The sequence below is a fragment of the Mesotoga sp. H07.pep.5.3 genome (genome assembly GCF_002752615.1).
Lineage (GTDB): Bacteria > Thermotogota > Thermotogae > Petrotogales > Kosmotogaceae > Mesotoga > Mesotoga prima.
Genome location: NZ_AYTV01000012.1, coordinates 214,789 through 240,741, shown reverse-complemented (window position 1 = coordinate 240,741; position 25,953 = coordinate 214,789). Strand labels below are relative to the sequence as shown.

The window sequence follows — 25,953 nt, the reverse complement described above, 5'->3', positions numbered from 1 at the left end:
AGGATTAAGGAAGAAAAGTTTGAATTCTCTTCACAGGACGCGTGGCAATGAGCGCAGTCCCCTGGCCATCGATATCATCCATAAGGACGTCTCCAATCTGTACAGGAGCTTCAACTGAAATTTTTCTGACCAAATCCATTTTCTCCTTTATAATCGACCTGTCAATTGCGCCAGATGTCTTCACGGAAACTAGGGGAATCTCCCCGTTGATGACTTTTACGCTTGTTGTAAGTATTCTCTTCGGCATGATTAATTCATTTAAAGCATATTCTTTTCCTCTGGGACATCTGTTACCCCTTATCTCATACTCGCTTCCGCTTTTTCTAACTGAAATTTTGCAACTAACCGGGCAAATTACACAAGTTATGTGTCTCTCCATTAGTGCACCTCCACCGTTAACCGTTTTGCGTCAATAAGAGGCATCAGCTTCTCTTTTTTAATAACCATCTGAATCATCTCACTGGGAACCCCATAAGAGAAACTCTTCTCGAGCCCTAGTTCCTTTAGAACTAGAGTGCCCTCGTCCATAGGGTTTTTCAATCTTACATACAGGCGTACGTGCTCATCCATATCCACTATGCCAGGCACAACAACTCCCACATTATCTCCCCTAACAACGGGAACCCTGTCCCCAGAAGTATTCTTGCCGAGCGCATAGAGAGCAGCATGACGGCCGGCTATCCAGCCCTCGGCGGCTACATAATCCACGAGATCGAATACCGCAACATTGTTTCCCGCCGCAAAAACACCCTCTACGGAGCTTTCACCTGTGTTTGAAACAACAAAACCTCTATTGATAGGATCGATAGTCAAATCATCATCGAAATCCTCAACCTGTGGAAGCAACCCGGCAGAAAGTATTAAAGTGTCAACTTTCAGCCGGCTGGAAGTGCCCGGTATCGGAACGAATCTCTCATCGACCTTAGTTATTTCAACTTCTTCAAGCCTTCCCTTTCCGAAGACTTTGGTCACAGTTGTCGAAAGGAGAAGGGGAATATCATAATCTTCAAGGCACTGAACAATGTTTCTTGTAAGACCTCCGGGATATGGCATCCGTTCTATTACAGCGACTACTTCCACACCTTCAAGTGTCAGTCTTCTTGCCATTATCAACCCGATATCCCCTGATCCTAGTACAACCGCTCTTTTTCCTGGTAGATAATTCTCTAGATTCACATATCTTTGAGCCAAACCTGCCGGCAATATTCCTGACGGTCTATAACCCTGTATCAACAGCGAGCCGAACGGTCTTTCTCTGGCTCCGCTCGATATGACAAGGGCCTTCGCAGAAATTTCAAATGCTCCCTTAGGAGAAAGCACAACTGCTTTTTTCTCCCTCACGTCTATGTGCCGGACATAGGATTCACCGATCATGCTCACCCCTTCTTCACTCATCTCACGTTGAAGGCGAGAGGCAAATTCCGGACCTGTCAGTTCCTCATGGTAGAACTGAAGGCCGAACCCATTATGAATACACTGATTTAGGACACCTCCTGCAATCGGTTCTCTTTCTAGGAGAGTAACGTCAGCTCCAGTTTTTGCAGCACTGAGAGCTGATGACATACCTGCTGCTCCGCCACCTATGATAAGAACGTCTGTGGTGAGTCTGTTCATTGTCTCACCTTCCCATCAACTATCCAGCTTCCCTCGCTGTTCTGTCTAACTTCGGATAGATCCTTCTTGAGCTCTCTAGCCAGAATCTTCGCAATGTTCCAGCTGCAGAACCCGCCCTGACATCTTCCAAAACCCGCTCTAGTTCTAAATTTAATCCCGTCAATTGTTCTTGCTCCATCGCGAATGGCCTGGACTATCTCGGCTTCAGAAACCTCATTGCATTGACAGACGATTCGCCCATACGCAGGGTTTTCATCAATCATCTCAGAGACTTTCCCAGCTGGAAGTTCCTTTATCTTTACTCTCTCTTCAAGGCACGGAACAAAATCGTCTCTTCTAACCAGATCGATTCCAGTTTCTGGAACGATCATACTAACTACGAATTCCGCAATTGCGGGGGCTGCAGTCAAACCTGGAGATCTCATAGCCCCCACTGTGATGAAGTTTGCAAGTTCTTCGGCTCTCTTTATGTAGAAATCCTTTTGGACGGTTTCAGGTCTCAGCCCGGCAAATGACTTTATGAACCACTTTGCATTGTCTATTCCCGGGATAAGATATTCTCCAGATTCTCTAACTGAAGTCAGCCCAGAATCAGTAGTGCTAACATCTTCCGGCGAAAACTCGGGTAGTTCAACTGAAGTCGGCCCTAGAAGAACTCCTCCATCAACCGTTGGAACAACTAATTTTCCCTTTCCTGCAGCGGTTGGAAGCGGAAATATTATCATATTTACTAATTCACTTGCCTTTTTATCCAAAAGGATATACTCACCCTTTCTCAAATGAACCGGGGGCACATTCACGTTAAAGGCTGAAGCAACCTTTTCGTAGAAGAGACCGGCTGCGTTTATTACCAAGTCGGCTTCAATCTTCCTGCCAGAACTTAGAAATACTTCGGTGACCCTTCCTTCATTGATCTTCCCGCCTATGACTTCTTCACCTGTGACAACCTCGCCCCCGTTTGCGGCAACATTCATAGCCGAAGCAATTGCCACCATCCAGGGCTCAGTGATTCCAGCAGTACCACAAAATAGGGCATAATTAAATTCATCTGAAATGTGAGGTTCCAGCTCTCTAAGCTCATTTTTGCCAACGATTCTGAGATCTTTTACTCCATTGTTGATACCATTTTGAAGTAGCTCCTCAAGTTTTGGAAGCTCGTTTCTGTCCTTTGCTACGACAATCGATCCGGTCCTTTTTACAGGGAATTTCAATTCTTCAGCGAGCTTATCAAACATTAGATTTCCGGGAGCGCAGAACCTAGCTCTTAATGTTCCTGGCGGATCGTCATAGCCACCGTGAAGAATAGCAGAGTTTGCTTTAGTAACTCCCTGTCCTATATCCTCTGATTTCTCAACGAGAACAACCTTAATTCTAAATCTGCTGAGTTCTCGAGCGATTAGAGACCCGACAACTCCACCTCCAATGACTACCGCTTGCATCCAGCACCTCCAAAAAGAAAACCACGCCATACAAAAATGGCGTGGTTCTCTCATAAACTCTACCACGTGTAAAGAATTATATCATATTCCATACACTCAGCCGGAAAAAAGTGACCCTTCAGAGAACAGGAGGGTTCCTTCTTTCGAAATCAGCGCTTAGTGTATTATTCTACTTAGGAGGGGTTTTATGCTAAAAGGAATTATTGCGGCTTTATGGAACAGAAAAGAGAGACCAGAATCAGTTGTTCCGGAAACGGTTTTCTTCCTAAATGGTGGGCTCTTTGAAATACAGGAGAGGATCGATCGATTCAAAGCTGCTGGAAAGAAGGTCTTCGTGGATATTGATTTTGTTTCTGGGCTTTCTGGCGACGAGGATAGCGTTCTTTATCTTAAGAAGAGCGGAGTCGATGGAATAATCACTGCTAAGCTTAGAATATTCAAACAAGCAGTAAATGCCGGGATGCATCAGAGCCTTTTGAGGTTTTTCGTACTTGACTCGAGGGCCGTTGAAAAGGGAATTCAAACGATCGTATCTAATGGAGTGAGAAACATTGAGATACTGCCTGGAATAGTCGCAGCGAAGGTAGCCCCAAAAATCAGAGTTCATGCACCTGAGACTACCATAGTTGCTGCAGGTCTTATAGACAGCGTTGAGGAAATTGAAATGTTGAAGAACCATGTTGATGGGGTTTCCACTAGTTCCACGGCCTTGTGGACCTATAGATGGTGATTATCTGTTTATTCTAGGATCGAGCACATCTCTCAGCCCATCCCCCAGGATGTTGAGACTCAAAACGATTATAGCTATCATCATTCCAGGAAACAGGACTATCCATGGTGCGCTCAACAAATAGGAGGTTCCCTGGCCAACCATTCCTCCTAGAGTAGGCTCTGGAGGAGGAACTCCTAGACCGAGAAAACCAAGGGAAGCCTCGGTTAGAAGCGCTGTTGAAACATTTGTGGTGAAGGTTACAATCAGGATCGAAGAGATGTTTGGAAGAATGTCTTTAAGCATTATAGAGATATTCTTTTTTCCAAGCGCCTTAGAAGCCTTCACAAAAAGAGTATCCTTTAGAGAAAGCGTTGCTCCCCTTACGGTCCTTGCAAATATCGGCACATAGACAAGGCCGATTGCAAAGATTAGGTTGGACATGCTTGAACCGAAAAGAGCAATTATGAATAGTGCCAAAATAAGCGATGGGAAAGCGAAGAAACTATCCATAATCCTCATGATTATCAGGTCGGTCAGTCCGCCAATATAGCCCGACAACAGCCCCAGCATAGTACCGATTATCGCCGAAATAGCAATCGCACTGGAAGCGATTATTACGCTCTTCTGTATTCCATACATCGACCTTGAGAACACGTCTCTTCCGAACTGGTCTCCACCAAACAAATGATCTATAGAAGGCCTGCTCATAAAGGCATCCATATTCATCTTGTACGGGTCATATGGTGCAAATAAACCAGGGAATAGTGTGATCAGAACAATGACAAAGATCATGATCATGCTAATCGTGTAGATCGGATTACTCACAAGTCTCCGCATTACTCTAAGCATAGTCGCTCACCCTAACGTAGCTCGACACGAGGATCAATTAGTGTATATATAACGTCAACCAAGATATTCAACATTACTATTATTATCCCGATAAAAAGAACAATTCCCTGAACAACGGGATAATCTCTTTCATTGACAACCTGAAGAAGAAGTCTTCCCATTCCGGGAAGGGCAAACATATTCTCTATTACTATGGTTCCACCAAGCAGATAGCCTAGCTGAATACCCGAGAGCGTTACAACAGGAATTAGAGCATTTCTCAAAGAATGCTTGAGAATTACATTTCGGGCACTCACTCCTTTTGCTCTGGCAGTTCTAACGTAATCTTGATTTAGTACATCCAGCATCGATGTTCTGGTAATTCTCAAAATCTGCGCTGCTACCATCAAGCCCATTGTAAGTGAAGGAAGAAACATCACCTGTAGATTAGAAAACGGATCGACTACCGGACTCACATATCCAAATAGGTTGAAATTATCGAAGGCACCAGAAACCAGCACAATTAAGATCGCCCCCACCCAGAAGGATGGGGACGAAAGACCAATTAGACCGATCACTCTCACAAAGTTATCGAGAAAACCATTTCTCTTTATTGCAGAGATTATTCCCATGGGGATTCCAAATAAAAGTGCAAATCCTAATGAGAAAGCGGCCAATTCAAGAGTAACCGGGAATCTTTCCTTTATCAGTTCGGTTACGGGTCGGCCCGTTCTTAGTGAAGTGCCCAGGTTGAATGAAAGCAGATTCTTAACCCATATTCCATACTGAACAATCAGGGGCTTGTCAAGCCCATATTCGGAATACAGATCCTCTATCTGACTTTCAGTCAGATAATTCTGGGTTCCCAGCATTATATCTATCACATCGCCAGGAACTATGTGAATCGCAATGAACACCATGAACGTGACTAAAAGAACTGTGGGAACTGCAGATAGCAGCCTCCTGATTACGTAACCGAACTCCATATTCTACTCTGAAACTAATCTTTGCTTGTTTCTCTCAAAAACACAAGGCTTTCATTCGCCAATGATCTAAATCCCTTAACGGAATTATTAGAGGCAAATAACGTGTTTGGCGAATAGAGAAAAAGTATTGGTGATTCTTCCACGAGTTTTCTCTGGACTTCTTCATAGATCAGTTTTCTGGCGTTCATATCGGACTCGCTTCTACCCCTATCAAGTAGATCATCGACCTCATGGTTACTATAGAGAAAGACATTAGTCGATCCTCCAGTTCGGAAAGTCCTGTTGAACTGGATGTCTGGATCTATCGATCCGCTATTCATAGAAATGAAAGAATCGAAATCACTCTCTCTCCACTTGCTGATGAAAATTCCCCACTCAACCAAGTTTATCTTTGCAGTGACACCGATTTCTGCCAGCTGAGCCTGGATTACCTGTGCAACCTTATCGAAATTGTATCTCTGCGCAGCAACTATCTCAAATTCGAAGCCATTTGGATAACCGGCTTCTGCAAGTAGCTGCTTCGCCTTTGAAGGATTGTAACTATACTCCTCGAACTGATTGGGTTGCAAAGCCCAGAAATCCAGCTCGGGGTTCAACGGACCCGTAACTGTTGCCTCGTCAAAGGCTACAGCCTTCACTATCATTTCCCTGCTAACGGCGTAACTGAGGGCGTTCCTAACTTCCGGTTTGCTTAGAGGTCCTCTTGTCGTGTTGAAACCGAGCAAATAATAGCTTAGCACTGGCGTCCTGTAAATTACGAACTTGTCTGAGGCTAACTGGTTAAGACTTAGTGGCTCGCTGATCTTTGCAATATCGACGTCCCCATTCCTTAAAGCGGAAACTCTTGTTACCTCTTCGGGCATTATCATCATTTTTATTTCATCGAGATAAGGAAGCCCGGCAACAAAATAGTCTGCATTCTTTCTCAGCCTTATGTAGTTGCCTGCGACAAACTCAGCAATGTAGAAAGGCCCCGTACCATTTGTCTCTAGCTGAAGATTTGCGCCTGACTCGACAAAACTCTTGGAAAGTATAGCGCTGTTAACTCCCGCAAAATTGGGAAGAAGCGAAGAAGCCATCGGGATTTTCAGCTTGAACTCAACCTTGTTTCCGTCTAAAGATCTTATTGTTTCTACCTCGCCGTAATAACTGGCTGCTGGAGCCTTTACTTCGGGATCCCTTATTCTTTCAAAAGTAAAGAGAACATCCTCAACAGTCAAAGTCTCGCCATTGTGGAATTTTACGCCTTCTCGTATTTTGAACACTATTGTGTAGGGATCCACCACTTCGAAATCTTCGGCTAGATTAGGAACGAGATTCATATTTTCATCATACTTCAGAAGACCATCGTAAACGTTCTCAAGAACTCTGTGAGATGCAAATGCGGTAACCAGCGTCGGATCGAATCCTACCGGCTCAGTTTCAATTGCCATAACCAGTACGCTGTCACTTACGCCAAACACTGCTACTGAAAGAAATGTAACTAATACTGCCAAGAGTAATTTCTTCACGCTAACACCTCCAAAATGGAATTCTATTCCTTTCTGCTCTCGAGCAAGACTGGATCATTAGGTTTCTCTACATCATAAACTAACATGCTGTTTCCCGATCTCACTATCAAAAGGCTCCCCTCAACTGAAATCTCATCGACCTGGGTGAGCTCCAAATCCCGAAGAATTACAGGAGAATCTGGAGTACTAATGTCTACAATCGACACTCCCTTATCGGTAGACGCGTAAAGAACACTGCCCGACACCTCTATTTCAAGAACAATGTAGTACCTTCCTACATTAGCCTTTCTCGATCTCGCTATATCAATGACCTTCAAACCACCGTCTATTCCTGCCTCTCCGGAATAAACAACACCGTTACTTTCAGCAACTGCTCTGGAATAACCATCCAAGGGAACTTCAAAACTTGAAGAACGATCGTTGTAAGTTTCCCCTTCTCTCTCGAGGATTTTTATTCCCGACAAAGCATCTGCCAGATAAATTCTCGAGAGATCTTGCGTGACGAATAAATCAACCGGTGTCGTCCAGTCCCTGTAAACAGTTTCCATTCTTTCGGGAATGCCACTTTCGCTGAGAACTACTCTAATGACCATTCCTGCACTCTTGGTGTCTAGAATCCAGAGATATCCGCCCTCCATAATCAACTTCTCTGGAACCGTGTTAGTAACTAGAGTGTCTATAACTTCGGCCTCACCGGTCCGGTAGTTGATTGTGGACAGTTTTCCACTTTTGTCTATCACATAGAGTAGATCACCGTTTAGAATTGCGGAGTTCTTTCCATCATACTGATAAGGGATCTCAACGATTTCCAGGCCAGCACTGCTCAGTGAAACTATATTCAAAACGTCGTTGAAGTAGAAAGCCAACATATCGACACTCTCAGAAGCAGTAGGTCTATCGGACGACATTGTCTTGAATCTATTTGGACCGGTTGAGGATATCATCTTTCCTTCCTGCCAGAGCTCAACTGACCAATAGTAGGTCTTGCCGTTATCCAATCGATTCTGCAATCGCATAGAAGTGGCATCAGTTATACCGATCAGTGACATTTCCGACTCTGACTCACCAATAAACACTCTAAACTCTCCACTTCCCACTTCAGAAGATTGCCAGGAGAAAACGGGGGTAAGATCTACTTCCGAATCCACTACCGGGGACAGGATGTCAATCTTGAATTCTGATGCAGTAACATTGAATGTTCTCGTTTCGGATTTAACAACATTTTGACCGTCTGAAGCTGTAATGTACCAGCTATATGTCTTGTTCATCAAAAGGCCGGATACTCTAATCTGATTTGACTGCATGGAATCTCTGTAAAGCTCTAGATCCTCGTCGGTTCCAAAATACACCGAGTATCTCAGATGATCTCCGTCAGGATCATAGCCTGACCATGTTAAATCAACATACGTTTCACCAACCGCCCTTCCATTAACGGGACTGATTAAAGAAAGTTCTGGAGGCCTGTTTTCAACCGAGAATCGGAAGGTCTCGCTTCTTATTGTGGCTCCACTATTGTCTGTCAACTGAACGAACCATTCATATGTTCGTCCCGCAAGAAGCCTTCCTGTCTGATAACTGTTGCTCGAAACAGTGTAACGTGAAAGGCTACCCAGTTCTCCAAAATAGACTTCCTTCTGCCTTATCGCTTCTGTATCACCGTCTAAAACCCATTTCAATGTTACTCCCGAAGCCGGCACCTTTTCTCCGTTCCTAGGCGCTTCAAGCAACACTCCAAACGACTGTCCAGAAATGAAACTGACCGGTTCACCTGCATACTCTACATTGTCCCTCAAAACAGATACAGCCCAGAAGTACTGCCTACCGTCCTCAAAAGATAGTTCGGGTCTGTATATGTTGTCCTGAACAACTCTTCTGACAATGGGGTTATGATCTGAATCATAAAGTCGGAAGACGTATCCCGAATTCTGTTGTGAATAAGACCAAGAGAACTCTCTGCCGTTCTCGAATACTCCACCGGAAGGATAGATGTAGTCTAGTCCCGAAACACGGCTTTTTATAGGTATTTCGAGAGTCCCTATTTCACCTCCGGGGTCCTCTGCCACGATTGTCAACAAGTAATCTCTGCCGGAAAAGAGGTTGGTTATGACATATCTCTCAAGGTTATCTCCGATAGCTACTGGCCGCCCTAACGACTCTTCGGCAAGGTTAACATATACTCCCACCTCAAGGTCTTCTCCTTCAGGATCGTCCAGCTCCCATTCAACAACAAGAGGAGTCGTTGCCCCCTCCAGGAACATTCTAGGAGGATGAGTTAAAGTTATAACCGGCCTTTGGTTTCCAGTAACAAAGGATGCGTATTTGCTGACAGAACTTTTTCCCCCGTCATCGGTAACCTTTACGGCCCATTCGTAACGTTGACCGGGATCAAGCTCTTCGATAGTCAGTGAATTCCCGAGAGCTTCGTACTCCTCTTCATTTCCAGCAGAATCTCGCAGATGTACCTTTGTCGACACAATTTCTCCATCGGGATCACTGGAAACCCAACTTAGAGTCAAATCATTGGTCGATACTTCCGAAGCTCCATCCACAGGGAATCTGAGCTCTGGTAACGCCGGAGGTAGATTTTCGCTGGTGAAGCTCCAGACTTCTCCCTCAGTTTCAGAACCGTTCTTGATAACATCGACTCTCCAAAAGTACTTCCTGTTACTAAATAGGTCCAAGGTCAATTCAATCGAAGTTTCCTTCGTTTCGTTTTCAAAGACTATGTCATTCAACCTGTCGTCATTTCCAAGAACGAATCTATAAGAAAGATCTTCGCTCTCATCATCGATTTCCCAGCTAAAAGTAGTGTCAGATAAGCTTACTTCAACTTCACCAGGCTGAGGCGTCAACGGGACAGCTACTTCCAGAGACTTCTGCCCTGTAGTGAAAACAGCGTCTTCACTTCTAGCGAAGGCACCTCTAGAGTCTTCTACCGTAATAAACCAGCTGTAATTCTCGTTTTCTTCCAGGTCTCTCACAATATATTCTTGAGATTCGATTGGACCTAGGATTCTTGAGTCATTCTTCGATTTCAAATGAAGCATGTAGTTAAGAGAATCACCATCGGGGTCTTCTCCAAACCAGTTGAATGATACAACCGAGGGTTCGACAAACTCCGTCGACACCGGCCGAGAAAGATAGATCGAAGGAGGCCTATTACCCGGGGTAATAGAAATATCTCTTATGGTTTCTCCTCCTTGACCATCGCTAGCTCTTATAGAGAGTGTGTAGTTCGTTTCTTCATCAAGTGCTGAGAGAAAAATCGATGTCATTCTACCTGAAGCGATTCTGGCAGGCTCATCACCATCCGGTCCAAAGAATACTTCGCTTGTAACACTATCTCCATCGGGGTCTACTACTTCCCATTTTACCGGCACAGAATCCTGCCCTGGAGAAATATTCGGATACTCCATCTCGATTATGGGTGCTCTGTTAGAAGTCCGGAAGATCCACTCTTCGCTCTTCTTTTCTTTTCCAGATGCATCTCTAACAACGACATACCAACTATAAGTTGTATGGCCTTTGAGAGAAGGGACAGCAATCTCGGTTGAATTTGTTGTTCCAATTAGTGAATATCTTGACTGCCCCTCGGAAAGGTAGACATCAAAATCTAGCTCGTCAAGATAGTATTCGAGAGGCAAAGAAGTCTTCCACGAAAGAAATCCTCTTCCCGCATCAAAATCGCTAGCTCCGCTTCTTGGATTTTCCGGCGTAACTGCAGGAAGATCTACCCTCATCTGAGTTGTGAAGCTCTCAGTATAAGAAGTAGATTCGCCTCCGTACGAGTCCTTCGCAACGACTTTCCAGTAGTACTTCGTCGAGTAATCAAGTCTCTTAAGTAACGAAACGTCAACCATTGTTTCGTTCGTTCCTCTAATGAGAATGTCCTTCTCATCTAATCTTGGCTCTCTACCAAAATACACGTCGTATACTAACTCATCTCCATCAGGATCATTGGAACTCCAGTTAAGTGTCAGATCTTTTAGAGGGACGTTTCCCAGGTTGCTGCCTGGTGGAACTACCTCTGGCCTTCTAGGATAAGTATTCATGAGTACGAATGTCCAGATTTCACTTTCTGCGGATTTTCCACCTTCTGTGTAAACCCTTACTTTCCACCAGTACTGAGAGTGAGGATCAACCTCAAACTCGTGAGAAAAGGAAAATATTCCTTCGGTAGGGGAGGTCAGATCACCCTGAAGGTCAAGTGCCAATCTGGTCAAACTGTTTCGGTCCTTGCCAGCAAAGACTTCTGCTAAGAGGCCGTGCCTGGGACGTTCATATACAGCTTCCCACCTTAATTCTACCTTTTCAGCATACTGGATTCTCTCTGCATTTTTCGGAATTGGTGAGACATTCGAAATAAGTATTTTCGGTTCTGGAACGGGCCAGAGGAAAAAGGCCGCTACTACGGCCGCAACAATTACTAAGAGCAAGGTGATTATTATCGGCACTATCGAAGAACCTCTATAATAGTGCAATCTACATCCCTCCTCAGACTCGCATTCCAATCTCGCGCACAGAATTCCACTCGGTTTTCTTATCCAGTGTATCTTCAGAAAACCGAAGGCCACTAAGCTTCTTTATATGCTTTGACTCAACTAGAAACTCGTTAGAAACAATCTCTATAGTAATATATCCCAGTTCCACTCTTCTGGCAAAACCGTTCCTTGGATCGTCATCAATCATTTCAACAACCGGTTTCCATGTCCCAGTATTGGCATAAAATTTCTCTTCTCCGTTGCTCGAAATCATTCTAAGGACATGACGGTGATTATGACCCATTATCACGCCCTTCAGATCACCGGGAACAATTGCGGGAGCTTTATCTCCGTACATCAGAAAGAATTCGTTGTTCATAGCTTTACGAAAGCCCTTCTTACCTTCGGCTCCAAGCAATCTTCTGCCCTGTTTGTAAAGGTTATCGGTCTTCTTCAGCTTTCTAAATGCCATAACCATTCTAACCATAAGACTACCGAGTTTCATTCCACCGTGTTTGTTGATGAATAGTCCTTCAATAACCTTCAACATTGGCCAACTGGCGTCTATCCAACGCTGTGCCGCATCACTTTTCAGCATCAGAAGGAACTGTCTGGCCCATTCATCCTGAAGATCTGAATCAACATCATATACTCTTCTAATAAAATCGAACCACTGAAAGACGTCGAGAGTAGGATGAATGTTCTGATAATCCCTAACTGCCTGTTCAGGAAGCTCTTTTCTCAAGAGGCATTTATCAAAATTTTTCATCATGAAGCGCGCCATGTAGTCACCGAATGGTTGCATTAACTCGCCGCTTCTCCTGTCCTTGAAAAACCTGTTCACAATGTCATACTGGTTTCCGTGCAAAGCAAGAGTCTTGAACTCTCTGTCGAGATAGTATGGTTGTATCTGTACACTTTCACTGTCACCCAGGAATTCAGTGAGCCTCTTTCTAAGACCTTCATTGAAAAGAAGAAATGAGTCGTGGTTTCCAACAACATATATCAGTCTACCACTCTTGGTGAACTCCCGAAATGCTCTGAATACCTCCCTGTGTCTGTTCTCAATAACATCTATTATCGACACATCCAGTTGATCGATGAGTTGATCGAACGGCAAGAGTCCTCTTTTCTTAACAAACTCTGAAGTCAAAAGCTCGAGTCCATCGCCAACAATGATTATTTCTCTGAATGCTTTTTCCTTTGAGCTCAATATCAGCTCTACAAGATCGGAATCGAATTTGAAGTCATCCTTTAACGTCCCGTCGCCAATATGAAGATCACTAAGGTATAGTTTTTTCAATCCCTTCCTCCCAAGTTCCATGATACCCCAAAAACAGAGTCAATACTCTGCACCGTGAGAAATTGCCAGTTCAAATATCTACACAAAGATGAGAGAATATAATGATGAACAGCCTTTTCTATTTGATTGACCTATTACTGGCTTTGCCGCTCTTAATGAACGGTCTTGGTGCATTCATTGCAGCCTGTTGTACGAGTGTTCTGATCAGTTTTTCAATGCGCGGTTACGAGGGAATCACGATCTCTGATAAAGAAAAGCAAATGGCTTCTACCCTTGGATCTGCTGTTATGTCTTGCTTTGTTTTTCCAGTCTTCCTTCCTGTATCACCGTTTGTTGCCCTTCCTGCGCTAGGAGCAACGGTCGTCAGAAATTTCATACTCTACAAACGTGTGAAATCGCAATTCAAGGAAGAAAGCTTTATGCTGACCTCTAATGACCCGATTGAACCAAAGGTGGTATATGATAGCTTCAAAAGACTCTTGGATGTTGGTATTGGAGTAATAATGTTAGTTCTGTTCAGCCCGATTATCGTTATAGTTTCTTTAATTTCTCTGCTCATGGAAGGTAGACCCATCTTCATCTGCCAAACAAGGATCGGCAAGGACTGTAAGCAATTCGGAATGTACAAGTTCAGGACTTTCGACACGAAGGGAAACAAGGAAACGATAACAAAGCTTGGCAAATTCTTGAGACCACTCAGACTGGATGAACTTCCGCAAATCATAAACATTATCAAAGGAGATATGAGTCTTGTAGGACCAAGACCCGAGCTTCCATCATTTCACAAGCTTGGAATGGACAACATCGTAGACTATTCGTCTAGACTTCTCGTAAAACCGGGTCTAACGGGCTGGGCTCAGATAAACTACAAATACACTACAACGCTGGAAGAATACCGGATTAAAACCGCCTTTGACCTCTATTACGTGAAGAATAGATCATTTATTCTCGATATCAAGTGCCTCTTCAAGACACCATTTGCCGTATTTCTCACTTTGCTAAAGAAGGAGGACTGAGCCAAAAACGAAAGGAGCCATAAGGCCCCTTCAAAACTCATACAGCTTTGAGAACCTACCCTTTGGCTATTTCCTCAAGTTCTTTCTTTCTCTCGATCACACTCTTTTTGTTGTCTTTGTAATGGGTATGGAGTAGTTCGTGAGAGAGATGTCCTAAAGGCTTTCCGAGATACTCTTCATAAAGCTTAGCAATCGCCGGGTTTTCGTGAGATTTTCTGATTACCGAAGATTTGTCAATATTATAGATAGCTTCCATCCTCTTCTGAAGATAACCGGGCTGACTCGATTTGGGTTGGCCACCGCCTCCGATACATCCGCCCGGACAAGCCATGACTTCGACAAAATGGTAGAATGCTTCTCCTGAACGAATTTTGTCCATCAACTTGACAACGTTGCTTCCCCCGTGAACTACGGCTACTCTTACCTTGGTACCCTTCATATCGATTTCAGCTTCCTTCACCCCGTCAAATCCGCGGGCAAAATCGAAATCAAGTCTTGGGAGCTCTTCTCCTGTATGAAGCTCGTATGCAGTTCTCAAAGCGGCTTCCATAACACCGCCTGTAGCACCAAAGATTACCGCAGCGCCGGTAGAGATTCCGAGTGGACTGTCAAATTCTTCCTCTTCAAGCGACTCGAAAGGAATCTTGTGCATCTTAATCAGCTTCCCAAGTTCTCTTGTTACAAGCACCGCATCGGTAGATCTTGTCCCCCTGACTGTCAAAGTATCTCTGCCCTTTTCGTCCTTCTTAGCTGTACACGGCATTATCGACACAAGATAAATGTCTTCCGGCCTCTTCCCTATCTTTTCTGCAAAGTACGTTTTGACCAGGGCGCTCATCATCTCCTGGGGAGACTTCGCCGTTGAAAGGTTCTCGGTGAATTCCGGGTACAACTTCTCCATCATGTTTACCCAACCCGGGCAACATGAAGTGAACATCGGAAACTTTCCGCCTTCCTTTACCCTTTCAAGAAGCTCAGACCCTTCTTCCATAATTGTGAGGTCGGCAGTGAAATTCGTATCAAATACATAGTCGAATCCAAGCTTTCTAAGCGCGGCAACCATCTTACCGGTGCTGACCGTGCCGGGAAGCTCTCCAAACTCTTCAGAAAGGGCCACCCTAACTGATGGAGCGGTTTGCGCTATCAAAACCTTATCATGTTTTCTCAGCTCGGCGACTACCTCCCTGAATTCCATTCTCTCAGTAATTGCCCCAACAGGACAGACAGCCGAGCACTGACCACAGTTTATGCAATCGGTGGCCGCGATGGGCGCACCTAAAGCTGGCAGAGGAAGAACATGATACCCTCTATTCACCGAAGAGAGTATCGAAAGACCCTGTAGCTCATCGCAGGCTCTCACACATCTCCCACAATCAATACACTTGTTCATGTCTCTAAAAAGCGATGGACTGGAGGTATCATATGGAACATTTCTCAGCGTCTTTGGGAACATATCTTCAACGTCGTACTGATATATTAGATCTTGAAACTCGCATCTACCATTTACATCACAGGTCATACAATCATTAGGATGATTGGAAAGGAGAAGACCTAGGTTAAACCTTATTGCTCTAGTAACCCTTTCAGAATTTGTCTTGATTTTCATTCCATCAGCAACTTGAGTTGCACACGCTGGCGAGAGGTTACGAGCTCCCTCTACTTCTACAACACAAACCCTGCATGAACCTACCACCGAAAGCGCAGGGTGATAACAAAGAGTCGGAATAGTTATTCCTACTTCACGGCAGGCTTCCAGTATACTCTGGTTTTCATCAACAGTAAAATCCTTGCCGTTCACGGTAATTGTCACGGGCACCTGACAGCACCTCCATTCAAAATCTACATTAACTGAGCTTAAGAAACTAGATTGTGATTTTTCTATCAAATAGATTCTAGCATATTGATTGCCCCTTATGCCAGATATTAGGTTAAAATTCACCCACGTAGAAACAAAGTATAATCTAATTTGTTTAGCGACAATAAAGAACTGATTTAGCCGACTATTCGGATACTCGAGGTTATTTTCCCGCAAATGAATTCGTTTGGCCATGGAACAGGAATAAACTATAATGGAACTGATAATTATTATGTTTTTCATGGAGGTTATGCGGTATGAGAAAATGGTTCTTCTGGGCTTTGTTGATGGTCGTTGTGGTTGTTGTTTTTGCAATACGACTCCTGCCTGACATGCTTAACAAACCCCCAATAATAAGCATCCCCGATATGATTATCGATGAGGGCAGTACGCTTTCGATAGATCTTCACGACTATTCAAGCGACGAGAAGATGACATCTCTGAGTTACACGAAAATTTCGGGTCCCGGAGAGGTCAAAGAGAACTTCTACATTTTTTCACCGAGTTTCCAACAGTCGGGAAGTCACTCTGTAACAATTTCAGTAGTAGATTCGAAGGAGCAAATGGCGGAGTCTTCATTCGAAATCGCTGTGAGAGAGGTCAACCGTCCACCCGAGCTTTCTATCCCAGACCAGGTGGTTGCCGAAGGGGAGACAATTTCAATAAACCTTGACGAGTATGCAAATGATCCTGACCTTGACGCCTTGAATTATTCATTAACCGAGGGCAATGGACAGATAATTGGAAGCAACTATACTTATGAACCTGATTTCACAAGTGCAAATTATGAGAGGGTGACTATTTCCGTTTCAGATGGAAGAGGAGAAAAGGCAGCTTCAACGTTCATGATATCTAATAAAGCCTTTGCTACATCCTCAACAGAGCTGACCGCAGACTCCACATCTTCTGTGCCATCGGAAACTGCCGCTACGAGTCTAGACAGTCCAGTCACATCTTCGGAAACAGAAGTGGCCGATGCACAGAATCTCCCACCTACTGCTGATGTCCCGGATCAGGCACTCGAGCAAGGAAACACTTTGGTTCTGGACCTGAGAGGTTTTGTGAACGATCCAGAGGATGAACCACTTTCAATTAACTTAAAATCGGGACCGGGTGAGGTTCAAAGAACTCTTTACTCCTATGTGAGCCCTCCCGGGGATGCCGGTTCCAAGACAGTAGTCTTGGAAATATCGGATGGAAAGAACGTCGTCGAAGAAAGCTTTCAGATAAACATTGAGTCCGCGAACAAAGCTCCGGTAGCTTCAAGTATTCCGGAAGGCGTCGTTTTTCAGAGTGAACAATACAGATTGAACCTCGAGAATTATTTTACTGATCCTGACGGGGATTCGCTTTCATTCCAACTTCTCAGTGGCCCGGGAAGAATCGAAGGGTCGACGTACACATTCCAATCGGACGAACCAGGAAGATACTCGGCAACTATTCGAGCTTCCGATGGAAAGGGAGAATTCATTGAAAGAACGGCGAATCTCACTGTAGTTCGGACGAACAATCCGCCGACAATTTCAATTCTACCTAGAAGAATCGCGGAGGGTGATGTACTAACGATTGACCTTTCAGAATACGCTTCAGATCCTGATAACGATTTACTCAGCTTCTCACTGGTCTCCGGCCCTGGAACTATCCAGGGAGAAACCTACACCTTCGACGCAGACTATGGCACCGCAGGAACTTATGAAGCAATTGTCTCTGTAGGAGATGGAAAAGGCGGGTCTGCAAGGGCGACTTTCAGAATTGATGTTAGGGAGAGCAACAGGCCACCAGAATTAAATATACCTGGATTTACAATAGCAGAAGGTTCCAGACTTGTTGTTGATCTCAGTGAATACTCATCTGATCCGAACAATGACAATCTATCATTTGAGATCGTTCAGGGAATGGGAACGATCGAAGGAAGCAGGCTGATAATTGAACCAGGTTTCGAAGATTACGGTTTTTATACAATTGTAGTAAGCGCTTCTGATGGAAGGGGAGGCCAGACCAGTGCCACCTTCGATCTGCTGATTACCGACACCAATCGCCCACCCGAGTTTAATGTGCCTGATCAAACAACCATTGCGACTAGAACCTTGCGGCTTGACCTCAGACAGTTTAGCATCGACCCAGACGGAGACTATCTAAGGTATGAGCTGGTCTATGGACCTGGAGTTCTTACGGGAAGCATTTACTCCTTCATTCCAGAAGAGCTGGGATCGAACACAGTTATGCTAACCGCTAATGATCTAAAAGGCGGGGAGGCATCGACTACTTTTACGATCACTGTGAGATGATAGACTCCTTGTTAGCCAAATTACGCTGGTTTATACGACGTGATTGTAAAGACAGGCATTTAATATCAATTATGAACCATTATCTCCTTATTACTCTCTCTTTCTATTGTTTAGGGCTGAACTACTATGCTATAATCTAAGTACAAACAGCGGGGGAAGAAAATGAATACAGGAGGTATGGATATGATTGAGAAAGAACTCAAGAAAATCGAATCAGACGAGCAGAATGTGCTTGAACTTGAGACAGATAGAACCCTTAATCTGCTTGAGGTGACTTTCGAGGACAGAGGAAATTGAGTCACGTGCTATTTCCCTGGAAGTAAGCTTCTTTACTACTTTCGTGAAGGCTGCGCACGCAGCCTTTTTTTGTCGGACTATGAGGCCAGCACATCAACTTAACACCTTAAAATGGCCTAACTCTGCCCTTCATACCAACAAATAGTTATTGTATAATAACAATGAAAAGTTATCATTTTAGGAGGTAAAACATGAAAATATCGCAACGCGGGATTTTTATGCCATCTTCTCCAATACGGAAATTAGTGCCTTTTGCACAGAAGGCTAAGGATAGAGGTGTGAAGGTATATCATCTCAATATTGGACAGCCTGATATTCAAACTCCAAAAGTATTCTTTGATTATGTAAACAAGCTTTCCGATTCCGTGGTCTCTTACTCGCCATCAGATGGAATAAAAGAGCTTAAGGAGGCTTTTTCAAAGTATTTTAGATCTTGGGAAATCGATGTTTCCGCGGATGAGCTTCTTGTAACTTCGGGCGGCAGCGAGGCAATTCTCTTCGCTCTAGCGGCTGTAGCTGATCCTGGCGATGAGATTATGTTGATCGAACCTTTCTACGCCAATTACATAGGCTTCGCCAACATGCTGGGACTCAAAGTTAGGGCCGCTACCTCGAGAATATCAAACGGTTATAGATTACCCGATGACGAAGAATTATCCAAAGCTTTGACCGCAAGAACTAAAGCAATTCTCTTTTCAAATCCTTCTAATCCCACAGGAGTAGTTTACACAGAGGACGAGTTACGGAGACTCATAGAGTTCGCAAGAAGAAATGATCTATACGTTATCTGTGATGAAGTGTATCGAGAAATGGTTTTTGACGGCATAAAACCTTCCTCAATCATGACGATAGATTCAGGACAAGACATAATTATCGTTGACAGCATTTCAAAGAGATTCAGTAGCTGTGGCGCAAGAATTGGGTGTGTGGCAACAAAGAACAACGAGGTTTACAGAACGATGATGAAATTTGCCCAGGCGAGGCTATCTCCTCCGACTATTGCTCAGCTCGGAACCATTGGTCTCCTTACATTGGGCAAGGAATACACAGATTCAGTGAGAAGGGAGTATGAGCTCAGAAGAGATGTAGTCTTTGAAGAGCTTAGCAAAATCGATGGAATAGAAATGCAGAAACCCTCCGGTGCTTTCTATATCTCGGTTAAGCTTCCCGTTGAAAACGCCGAAGAATTCGTAACATGGATGCTTACAGACTTTTCCTACGATGGGAGCACAGTAATGGTTGCTCCACTAGAGGGATTTTACTCAAGTGAAGGTGTAGGTAGGAAGGAAGTTCGAATCGCCTATGTTCTTTCTTCAGAAAAGATGAAGATTGCTATTGAAGTACTGGCTCTTGGTCTCAAGGAATTTAACCGCTCATTTGCCACAGTCTAATAGAACACCTCAAATCCAAATTTAATGGTCTCTTCCGAAGATACAAAGAGGCAGGGTGAGTTGTGGAACGCTTCTCCTTGAGGTTTATTACTGACCCAAGACAATTGTTCATTGCTGATTGCGAAAATCATCATTGAGGTAGACATCGGAAGTGAAGTTTCCCGTTCTAAACATCTGATACAAGAACTCGGCACGGTCTCTTTTATCAGAACCTTCAAGCTGAGATTGCTGCTAGAGAGTCAGTTCCTTCACTCAGATTTCACTGTCTGATATCATTTATGTAAGTGAGGGAGGTGAACCACTATAATGAAGAATGCTGTTTACGCTCAATCCGGGGGCGTTACATCTGTAATCAACGCATCTGCTTATGGAACACTGGTTGCGGCTCTTGAAAGCAAAGAAATCGATAGAGTCTTCGCCGGAATAAATGGAGTAAAGGGGATTCTAAATGAGGATCTTTACGACTTAACTGAAGAAGCAAGAAGTGAGATAGACAGAATTCCTTACACTCCAGGTGCAGTCTTCGGTTCTTGTAGAACGAAGATTGACAGTGATGAAGATTTCGAGAAGCTATTTAAAGTCTTCGATGCGCACTCGATCCGATACTTCTTCTATAACGGTGGCAATGACTCAATGGATACTGCTCACAAAATAAGCAAAAAGGCTAAAAAGATCGGTTATGAACTGCAAGTCGTTGGAATTCCAAAAACAGTGGACAACGATCTTCTTGAAACTGACCACTGCCCCGGTTATGGATCGGCCGCAAGATTCACCGCAATATCGATAATGGAGGCGACCAGAGACCTGAAATCAATGTACAGTGATTCAACAAAGGTCTTTATTATGGAATCCATGGGACGTAATTCGGGATGGCTTGCCGCATCTGGTTCACTTGCAAGCACAGACAGGTTTCACGGTCCTCAAATCATCCTCCTTCCTGAGGTTCCCTTTATGGAGGACTCTTTTATCGCAAAAGTCGAAGAAGTTGTGAAGAAGGAAGGATACTGCTCAATAGTTGCCTCAGAGGCTCTCAAAAGGCCTGATGGTTCATTCATATCAACTGCTGGCTATTACGACGCATTTGGAAATGTTCAATTAGGAAAGATAGGTCAGTACCTTGAGAAGATAATTAGAGACGCTTTGAAGTGCAAAGTTCACGTGGCTTTACCTGATTACCTTCAGAGATCATCGAGGCACGTTGCAAGCTTGATCGATTGGCAAGAAGCAGTTGAAGTAGGAGCACTTGCCGTTAGAGAGGCCATAAGAGGGGAAAGCGAGGTCATGATTTCCATAAATAGATTGAGAAGCAAACCCTATCTTAAAGAATACACTACGGTCGCTCTTGAGCTCATTGCAAATGGTACAAAAGATCTCCCGGTCGAATTCATCTCCGAAGACGGATTTTATGTTACTGACGAGTTCAGGTCTTATGCACTTCCACTGATACAGGGTGAGGCACCTAATCTCTACCTGAACGGTCTTCCAATGTATGAAAACCTCCAGAAAATAAGAGCTAGAAAACTCTTATAGAAATCGGAAACCCCGTCCCTTAACACAAGGACGGGAATTCCTCTATCTCGTCAAATCGCGGAAAAGCTCGAGATACTGTAGTAGGTGCCTGGTACAGAGAAAATGTTTCTTAACTATTTCATATCCATTTCTACCCAGCTCTTTAGCTAGATCAGGATTCTCAAGAATCCTTTCTGTGTATTCAACGGTTTCGTCCACACTCTCAACAAGATATCCATTTACACCGTGATGGACCTGAAGGGGTATTCCGCCCACATTCCCACCAATCACCGGTGTCTTTTTCCACATTGCTTCACTCATAGTCAAAGCAAAACCCTCTCGAAGTGATTTCTGAAGAACTACCTTACTAATCCTTTGAGCAGCATTTACTTCAATATCGCCAATGCCATGAAAGTTTGAAAGAACCTTTACGTCATAGTCCATTCCAATGTATCTCAGGAGATCCTCGTAAATCTTCCATCCCTCAGGGTCATCTGAAGCCATAGATCCAATTAAGAGAAGCTGAAGATCCGGGAATTTCCTCTTCAGCTGTCTATAGGCATCGACAACTCCCATTGGGTCCTTCCATGGATCGAATCTCGAGACTTGAGCTATAACCGGCCTACCAGAAACAAGGCCGAGCTTCGTCATAGCTTTCTTCATTTCCTCTTCAGATAGCATTCTGTTCTTGTTGCTCAAAGGATCGATTGATGGTGGAATGTCATAAATTTTTTCGATGGCAATTCCATCTTTGGCATAACTTTTTAAAGTGAAGATCCCCGCATCGTAGTAAGACAAAAATGTATTCAAGTAATTCCAAAAAACCTCGTTGGGTGAAGAAGTATCTATGTGACATCTCCAAACAAGCTTGCAATTTCCAAAGTTTGCAAAAGCAGGAAGCCCAACCGGTTGAGGATCATGCAACACCGCAACATCGTATTCATCGATCCCGATGTAAGCCGCATTGTCTTTCGCTACCTTTTCAAAGAGTCTTTTATCTTCTTCTGACAAGAAATCTTCCTTTCCTTGAAGAGCGTTATGCATTCTTTTCGTAAGGTCGAAGAACTGTGGGGGAGCATCGATCACTTTCCAGTCAACCTCCAGTCCGCAATCCTTCATTAACGGAACCAGTGTATGAAGGATTTCCGCAACTCCGCCACCGAAGGAAGTGGCGTTTACATGCAGAACCCTGAGACCCTTGAGCTCTCTTGAAAGCTCGATGATACTTTCAATGACTTCTTCCTCAACGAAGGGCTGATAATCCTTCAGTAGCTTCTTATTTACCTGTGTACTCCTCATCTCTCCACCTTCTTCCGCTTAGAACTGAAGATATGCTGGCTCCATATGGAGCCAGCGAATAATCGTAACTTGGTTTTAGAATCCCCAAACAACCTCAAATCCTGTCATATCTTCGAGATCGAGAGCAAGCTCTTCAAGAGCATTCCTGGCGTCAGCAGTACCAGAGAGAATACTGTGAACTGCCTTGAAGAACAGGGTAGATACTTCATTATACCGCGGAGCGGTTGCCGTTGATGGTCTTGCTACAGCATTTACAAACACGTCATACAGAGATCCGAAGAACGGATTTGCCTTTAGTACTTCGTAATCAGCGTAAAGAGCCTGGATAGTTGGATTGAATGAACCTTCTACAGCTCTCATCTTCTGCACTTCGTAACCGGCCATGAAGAGTGCAAAATCAGCTGCGACTTCCGGATTTTTGCTATACTTGCTAACCGAAAGTTGCCATCCACCGAGTGTAGCCGCTCCATTACCGCTCTTGCCTGCCGGAAGAGGCGAAACGTCAAACTTTCCCGCAACGGCACTGTCTTCACCTTTGCTAAGGCTGTAAGCGTATGGCCAATTTCTCATAAATGCAGCGTTTCCTGCCTGCCACACTGCTCTGGCATCCTCCTCAGCAAATGTAAGAACCCCACTCGGAGAGATAGTCCCAACCCAGCCTGCTACCTTCTCGAGGATCTCGACTGCATTTGAGTTGGCAATTGTGATTTTTTTGTCGGAACTGATGATTGTTCCTGCATCATTTGAAGCCAACCACTCAAGTGCATCACATGTTAAACCTTCGTACGCATTACCCTGCCAGACAAATCCCCAGAAGTCCGGGTTCGTCTTTCTTTCACCCTCCTGAATTATCCTGGCCGCTTCTTCAAGTTCGTCCCACGTGGCCGGTGGATTAAGCCCGTACTTCTCGAGAAGATCTGTCCTGTAATAGAGAAGCCCTGCATCTGTAAACCACGGAATAGCTACCAATTTTCCGTCAACGGTGTTATTTTCGATAATCGCCGGGAAGTGCATAGATACTACTTTATCTGCATTGTGCTCATATAGATCCACGAAATGCTGTGCAAGATCGCCCGGCCAGATTACATCCACCTGGTATACATCGATTTCCGGGCTTTTCGCCTCAAGAAACTGCAAGTACAGTCCCAGTCTATCCTGGACCATATCAGGTGTGTCAAGCACCTTAACCGTGACATCCGGATGAATCTCCATGTACATCTCCGCTGCCTTCTTGGTCAATTCAAGCTCTTGACCAACAGCGCCCGCGGCGACTGTAATAACTGTTTCGGAAACAGCTACCAACGCAAACAACGCTACCATAAGTGTCAATAGAACTTTCTTCATAAAAAACCCTCCTTCTGTAATGATCTCGTAGAAAACGACTCTTCATAGAACCTTTCAGTTAAAAGACCTTTTGGATCACCTCCCACTTTTTCAGACCACGTTCTCCTAGAATTCGGAAACTCGTCAGCCTTTAACTGCTCCCGCAGTCAATCCTTGAACTATCCTTCGCTGGAAAATGAAGACAAGAACCACTACAGGAATCGTTACAATCACTGCGCCAGCCATGATCTCCCCAAACGGGACTTGCCTCGAAACGGATCCAGTGAACAAGGAAATCGCTACCGGAATGGTTCTTGCCTCCGGAGCGATAGTCGTGAAAGTCAGGGCGAATATATACTCGTTCCAGGCAGCAATGAAGGCAAGAAGACCGGCTGTGACAAGAGCAGGGGCTGTAAGAGGCAACAAAATCTTATAGAAAGTCTGGAAAGGCGTTGCACCGTCTACCCATGCAGACTGCATTATCTCAGTGGGGAGTTCCTTGAAAAATGCAGTCAGGACCCAGGTTGTGAATGGCAAGGTAAATATCATATAAGAAAGAATCAGACTTACTCTTGCTCCCAGATTGAGGGTATTAATAACGGCATACAAACCTGAAAGGACAGTTATTTGAGGAAACATCGTGAGAGAAAGAATGAGATAAAGAGTGAGCTTCTTGCCTTTGAAACGAAGTTTACCCATCGCATAGGCTGCAAAGGAACCGACTCCCAAAGCAAGAAGCGTTGTCAAACCAGCTACTATTGTACTATTCCACAACGCTCTAACAAACGTACCGTCGTTGAAAACGGCAACATAGTTCTGAAGCGTCGGAGCAAATCTTCCATCACTATCGACTGGAATAAAGGTCGCTGGAGTCATTTGAAGTTGAGCTTCGGATTTTAGCGACGAGTTAACCGCCCAGTAAAATGGGAAAAGCATATAGAAGAATATGAATATCACCAGTATCCAGAAAGCGATCTTCCCGGTGAGCCAGATCAGTTTGTTTTTCCTCATTCTTTATCAACTCCCATAAGCCTCATGTAGATAACCGCAAAGATTCCTATGAGAAAGAAGATGATGACACCGATAGCCGAGGCAAGACCCATGTTCCTGTTTCCAATAAGCTGATAATAGTTGTAGGAGGCCATAGAGTACATCCGGTTTCCCATAAGAACCTGAAAAACGTCAAAGACTCTTAAAGCATCGAGAGTTCTAAAAATCAGTGCTACAGCCAGCGTGGGTTTCAATAAAGGCAAAGTGACAGATAAGAACTGCTTCAACCTTCCAGCCCCATCTACTCTTGCTGCCTCGTAAAGCTCTCTAGGAATGAGCTGGAGACCTGCAAGAATCAAGAGCGCCATGAATGGTGTCGTCTTCCATACGTCAACAGCAATGAGAGTAGGCATCTGCAGAGCCGGCATACTTAGAAATGAAAGGTCTCCGTCTCCCCAGCCCAACTTACTCAGTACAGCGTTGAAGAGACCGGCTCTGGTCGGCTGGAGCATCCATTCCCAAATCCTTGCAGATACAACAGTGATTACCGCCCATGGAACAAGCATTGTTGCTCTCATTATACCTTTACCTTTGAAGTTGCTATTGACAACAAGCGCAACCCCTAGACCAAGAACTGTCTCGAGAAAGACCGAGATTACTGCAAAGACAAGAGTGTTCGAGATTGCCTTCATAAACTCCGGATCTCTCGCGCCCACTACATAACGACGCCCAAAAAGAGAGAACTGAAACCATTCTCTGTACCTTACTGGACTTCTAGGCAAGACTCTAATTGCCCTTTCGTAAACTGGTTTCCCAGTCTCCTCATCAATTGAAGCTTCGCCCGTTGTTTCATCAACGACTTTCGGCAGCTCCATAACAGTCAAGCCCAGTAGGCTCTTGTAGTTTTCAAATCCGATTAATTTTGGTGCTTCATCTGTTCCAGACGCAAAAACCTTATCTGTGAAGCTTGTATAGAAGACCTGAAACAACGGGTAGAACGCCACCAATGCTAAGATCAGCAAAGCGGGAATGAGCAATTTGTAAGCGGTTCTCTGTTCCTTCTGCGCTAATGATAGCTTATCTTTCCTGGCCATAACTCCTCCTCGAAAAT

At 44.3% G+C, this 25,953-nt stretch carries 18 protein-coding genes; 5 read left to right on the top strand and 13 right to left on the bottom strand.

The window, feature by feature from the left end; translation table 11 throughout:
• Positions 1–4: 4 nt before the first annotated feature.
• Genes V513_RS04810 through V513_RS04800 form a run of 3 tightly spaced genes read right to left on the bottom strand, consistent with a single transcriptional unit; the run spans position 5 to position 3,053 of the window.
• A complete protein-coding gene (locus V513_RS04810; protein ID WP_014730294.1) occupies positions 5–379 on the bottom strand; it encodes a DUF1667 domain-containing protein in 375 nt (124 codons plus the stop codon).
• Complete coding sequence (locus V513_RS04805; protein WP_099771904.1) at positions 379–1,614, bottom strand: NAD(P)/FAD-dependent oxidoreductase; 1,236 nt, start codon at positions 1,612–1,614, stop codon at positions 379–381. The genes V513_RS04810 and V513_RS04805 overlap by 1 nt, the downstream gene beginning before the upstream one ends.
• Positions 1,611–3,053, bottom strand: a complete 1,443-nt coding sequence (locus tag V513_RS04800; RefSeq protein WP_099771903.1) for an NAD(P)/FAD-dependent oxidoreductase — start codon at positions 3,051–3,053, stop codon at positions 1,611–1,613. Before V513_RS04800 ends, V513_RS04805 begins: the two co-directional genes overlap by 4 nt.
• Before the next feature lie 187 nt (positions 3,054–3,240).
• Here V513_RS04800 and V513_RS04795 point away from each other — a divergent pair, with 187 nt between their 5' ends.
• Positions 3,241–3,783, top strand: a complete 543-nt coding sequence (locus V513_RS04795) for a glycerol-3-phosphate responsive antiterminator (protein WP_014730291.1) — start codon at positions 3,241–3,243, stop codon at positions 3,781–3,783.
• Here the strand turns inward: V513_RS04795 and V513_RS04790 are convergent, their stop codons facing one another.
• From V513_RS04790 to V513_RS04770, 5 genes are read right to left on the bottom strand one after another with little or no spacing between them, the layout of a single operon-like run.
• Complete coding sequence (locus V513_RS04790; protein WP_006492056.1) at positions 3,784–4,614, bottom strand: ABC transporter permease; 831 nt, start codon at positions 4,612–4,614, stop codon at positions 3,784–3,786.
• An 11-nt stretch (positions 4,615–4,625) separates the two neighbouring features.
• On the bottom strand, positions 4,626–5,579 hold the full coding sequence (locus V513_RS04785; protein ID WP_014730290.1) for an ABC transporter permease: 954 nt from the start codon (positions 5,577–5,579) through the stop codon (positions 4,626–4,628).
• A gap of 14 nt (positions 5,580–5,593) precedes the next feature.
• Entirely contained in the window at positions 5,594–7,090 is a 1,497-nt protein-coding gene (locus tag V513_RS04780) for an ABC transporter substrate-binding protein (RefSeq protein ID WP_099771902.1), read from the bottom strand.
• A 23-nt stretch (positions 7,091–7,113) separates the two neighbouring features.
• A complete protein-coding gene (locus tag V513_RS04775) occupies positions 7,114–11,571 on the bottom strand; it encodes a fibronectin type III domain-containing protein (protein WP_099771901.1) in 4,458 nt (1,485 codons plus the stop codon).
• A 13-nt stretch (positions 11,572–11,584) separates the two neighbouring features.
• Positions 11,585–12,874, bottom strand: a complete 1,290-nt coding sequence (locus V513_RS04770) for a hypothetical protein (RefSeq protein WP_099771900.1) — start codon at positions 12,872–12,874, stop codon at positions 11,585–11,587.
• A 101-nt stretch (positions 12,875–12,975) separates the two neighbouring features.
• Between V513_RS04770 and V513_RS04765 the strand changes: the two genes are divergently transcribed.
• The gene (locus V513_RS04765; protein ID WP_014730286.1) at positions 12,976–13,890 is read left to right on the top strand and encodes a sugar transferase; all 915 of its coding nucleotides are present in this window, start codon (positions 12,976–12,978) and stop codon (positions 13,888–13,890) included.
• Positions 13,891–13,945: 55 nt separating this feature from the next.
• On the opposite strand, the gene V513_RS04760 is transcribed toward V513_RS04765, so the two are convergent.
• Positions 13,946–15,706 (bottom strand): NADH-dependent [FeFe] hydrogenase, group A6, encoded by a 1,761-nt coding sequence (locus V513_RS04760; protein WP_099771899.1) that lies wholly within the window; start codon positions 15,704–15,706, stop codon positions 13,946–13,948.
• A gap of 296 nt (positions 15,707–16,002) precedes the next feature.
• On the opposite strand from V513_RS04760, the gene V513_RS04755 reads away from it, so the two are divergent.
• The 3 genes from V513_RS04755 to V513_RS04745 all read left to right on the top strand — a co-directional run bounded on the left by V513_RS04755 (position 16,003) and on the right by V513_RS04745 (position 21,251).
• Positions 16,003–18,033, top strand: coding sequence for an Ig-like domain-containing protein (locus V513_RS04755; protein ID WP_099771898.1), 2,031 nt, complete (start codon positions 16,003–16,005; stop codon positions 18,031–18,033).
• A gap of 488 nt (positions 18,034–18,521) precedes the next feature.
• The gene (locus V513_RS04750) at positions 18,522–19,721 is read left to right on the top strand and encodes a pyridoxal phosphate-dependent aminotransferase (RefSeq protein WP_014730282.1); all 1,200 of its coding nucleotides are present in this window, start codon (positions 18,522–18,524) and stop codon (positions 19,719–19,721) included.
• Positions 19,722–20,027: 306 nt separating this feature from the next.
• Positions 20,028–21,251 carry a 6-phosphofructokinase gene (locus V513_RS04745; RefSeq protein WP_099771897.1) on the top strand — a complete coding sequence of 408 codons (1,224 nt, stop codon included), beginning with the start codon at positions 20,028–20,030 and terminating at the stop codon, positions 21,249–21,251.
• 42 nt (positions 21,252–21,293) lie between these two features.
• Here the strand turns inward: V513_RS04745 and V513_RS04740 are convergent, their stop codons facing one another.
• The 4 genes from V513_RS04740 to V513_RS04725 all read right to left on the bottom strand — a co-directional run bounded on the left by V513_RS04740 (position 21,294) and on the right by V513_RS04725 (position 25,936).
• Positions 21,294–22,529, bottom strand: coding sequence for a glycosyltransferase (locus tag V513_RS04740; RefSeq protein ID WP_014730280.1), 1,236 nt, complete (start codon positions 22,527–22,529; stop codon positions 21,294–21,296).
• Between the two features lie 75 nt (positions 22,530–22,604).
• A complete protein-coding gene (locus V513_RS04735; RefSeq protein ID WP_014730279.1) occupies positions 22,605–23,873 on the bottom strand; it encodes an ABC transporter substrate-binding protein in 1,269 nt (422 codons plus the stop codon).
• Between the two features lie 123 nt (positions 23,874–23,996).
• Complete coding sequence (locus tag V513_RS04730; protein WP_014730278.1) at positions 23,997–24,863, bottom strand: carbohydrate ABC transporter permease; 867 nt, start codon at positions 24,861–24,863, stop codon at positions 23,997–23,999.
• Entirely contained in the window at positions 24,860–25,936 is a 1,077-nt protein-coding gene (locus V513_RS04725; protein WP_014730277.1) for a carbohydrate ABC transporter permease, read from the bottom strand. The genes V513_RS04730 and V513_RS04725 overlap by 4 nt, the downstream gene beginning before the upstream one ends.
• Between the last annotated feature and the right edge of the window lie 17 nt (positions 25,937–25,953).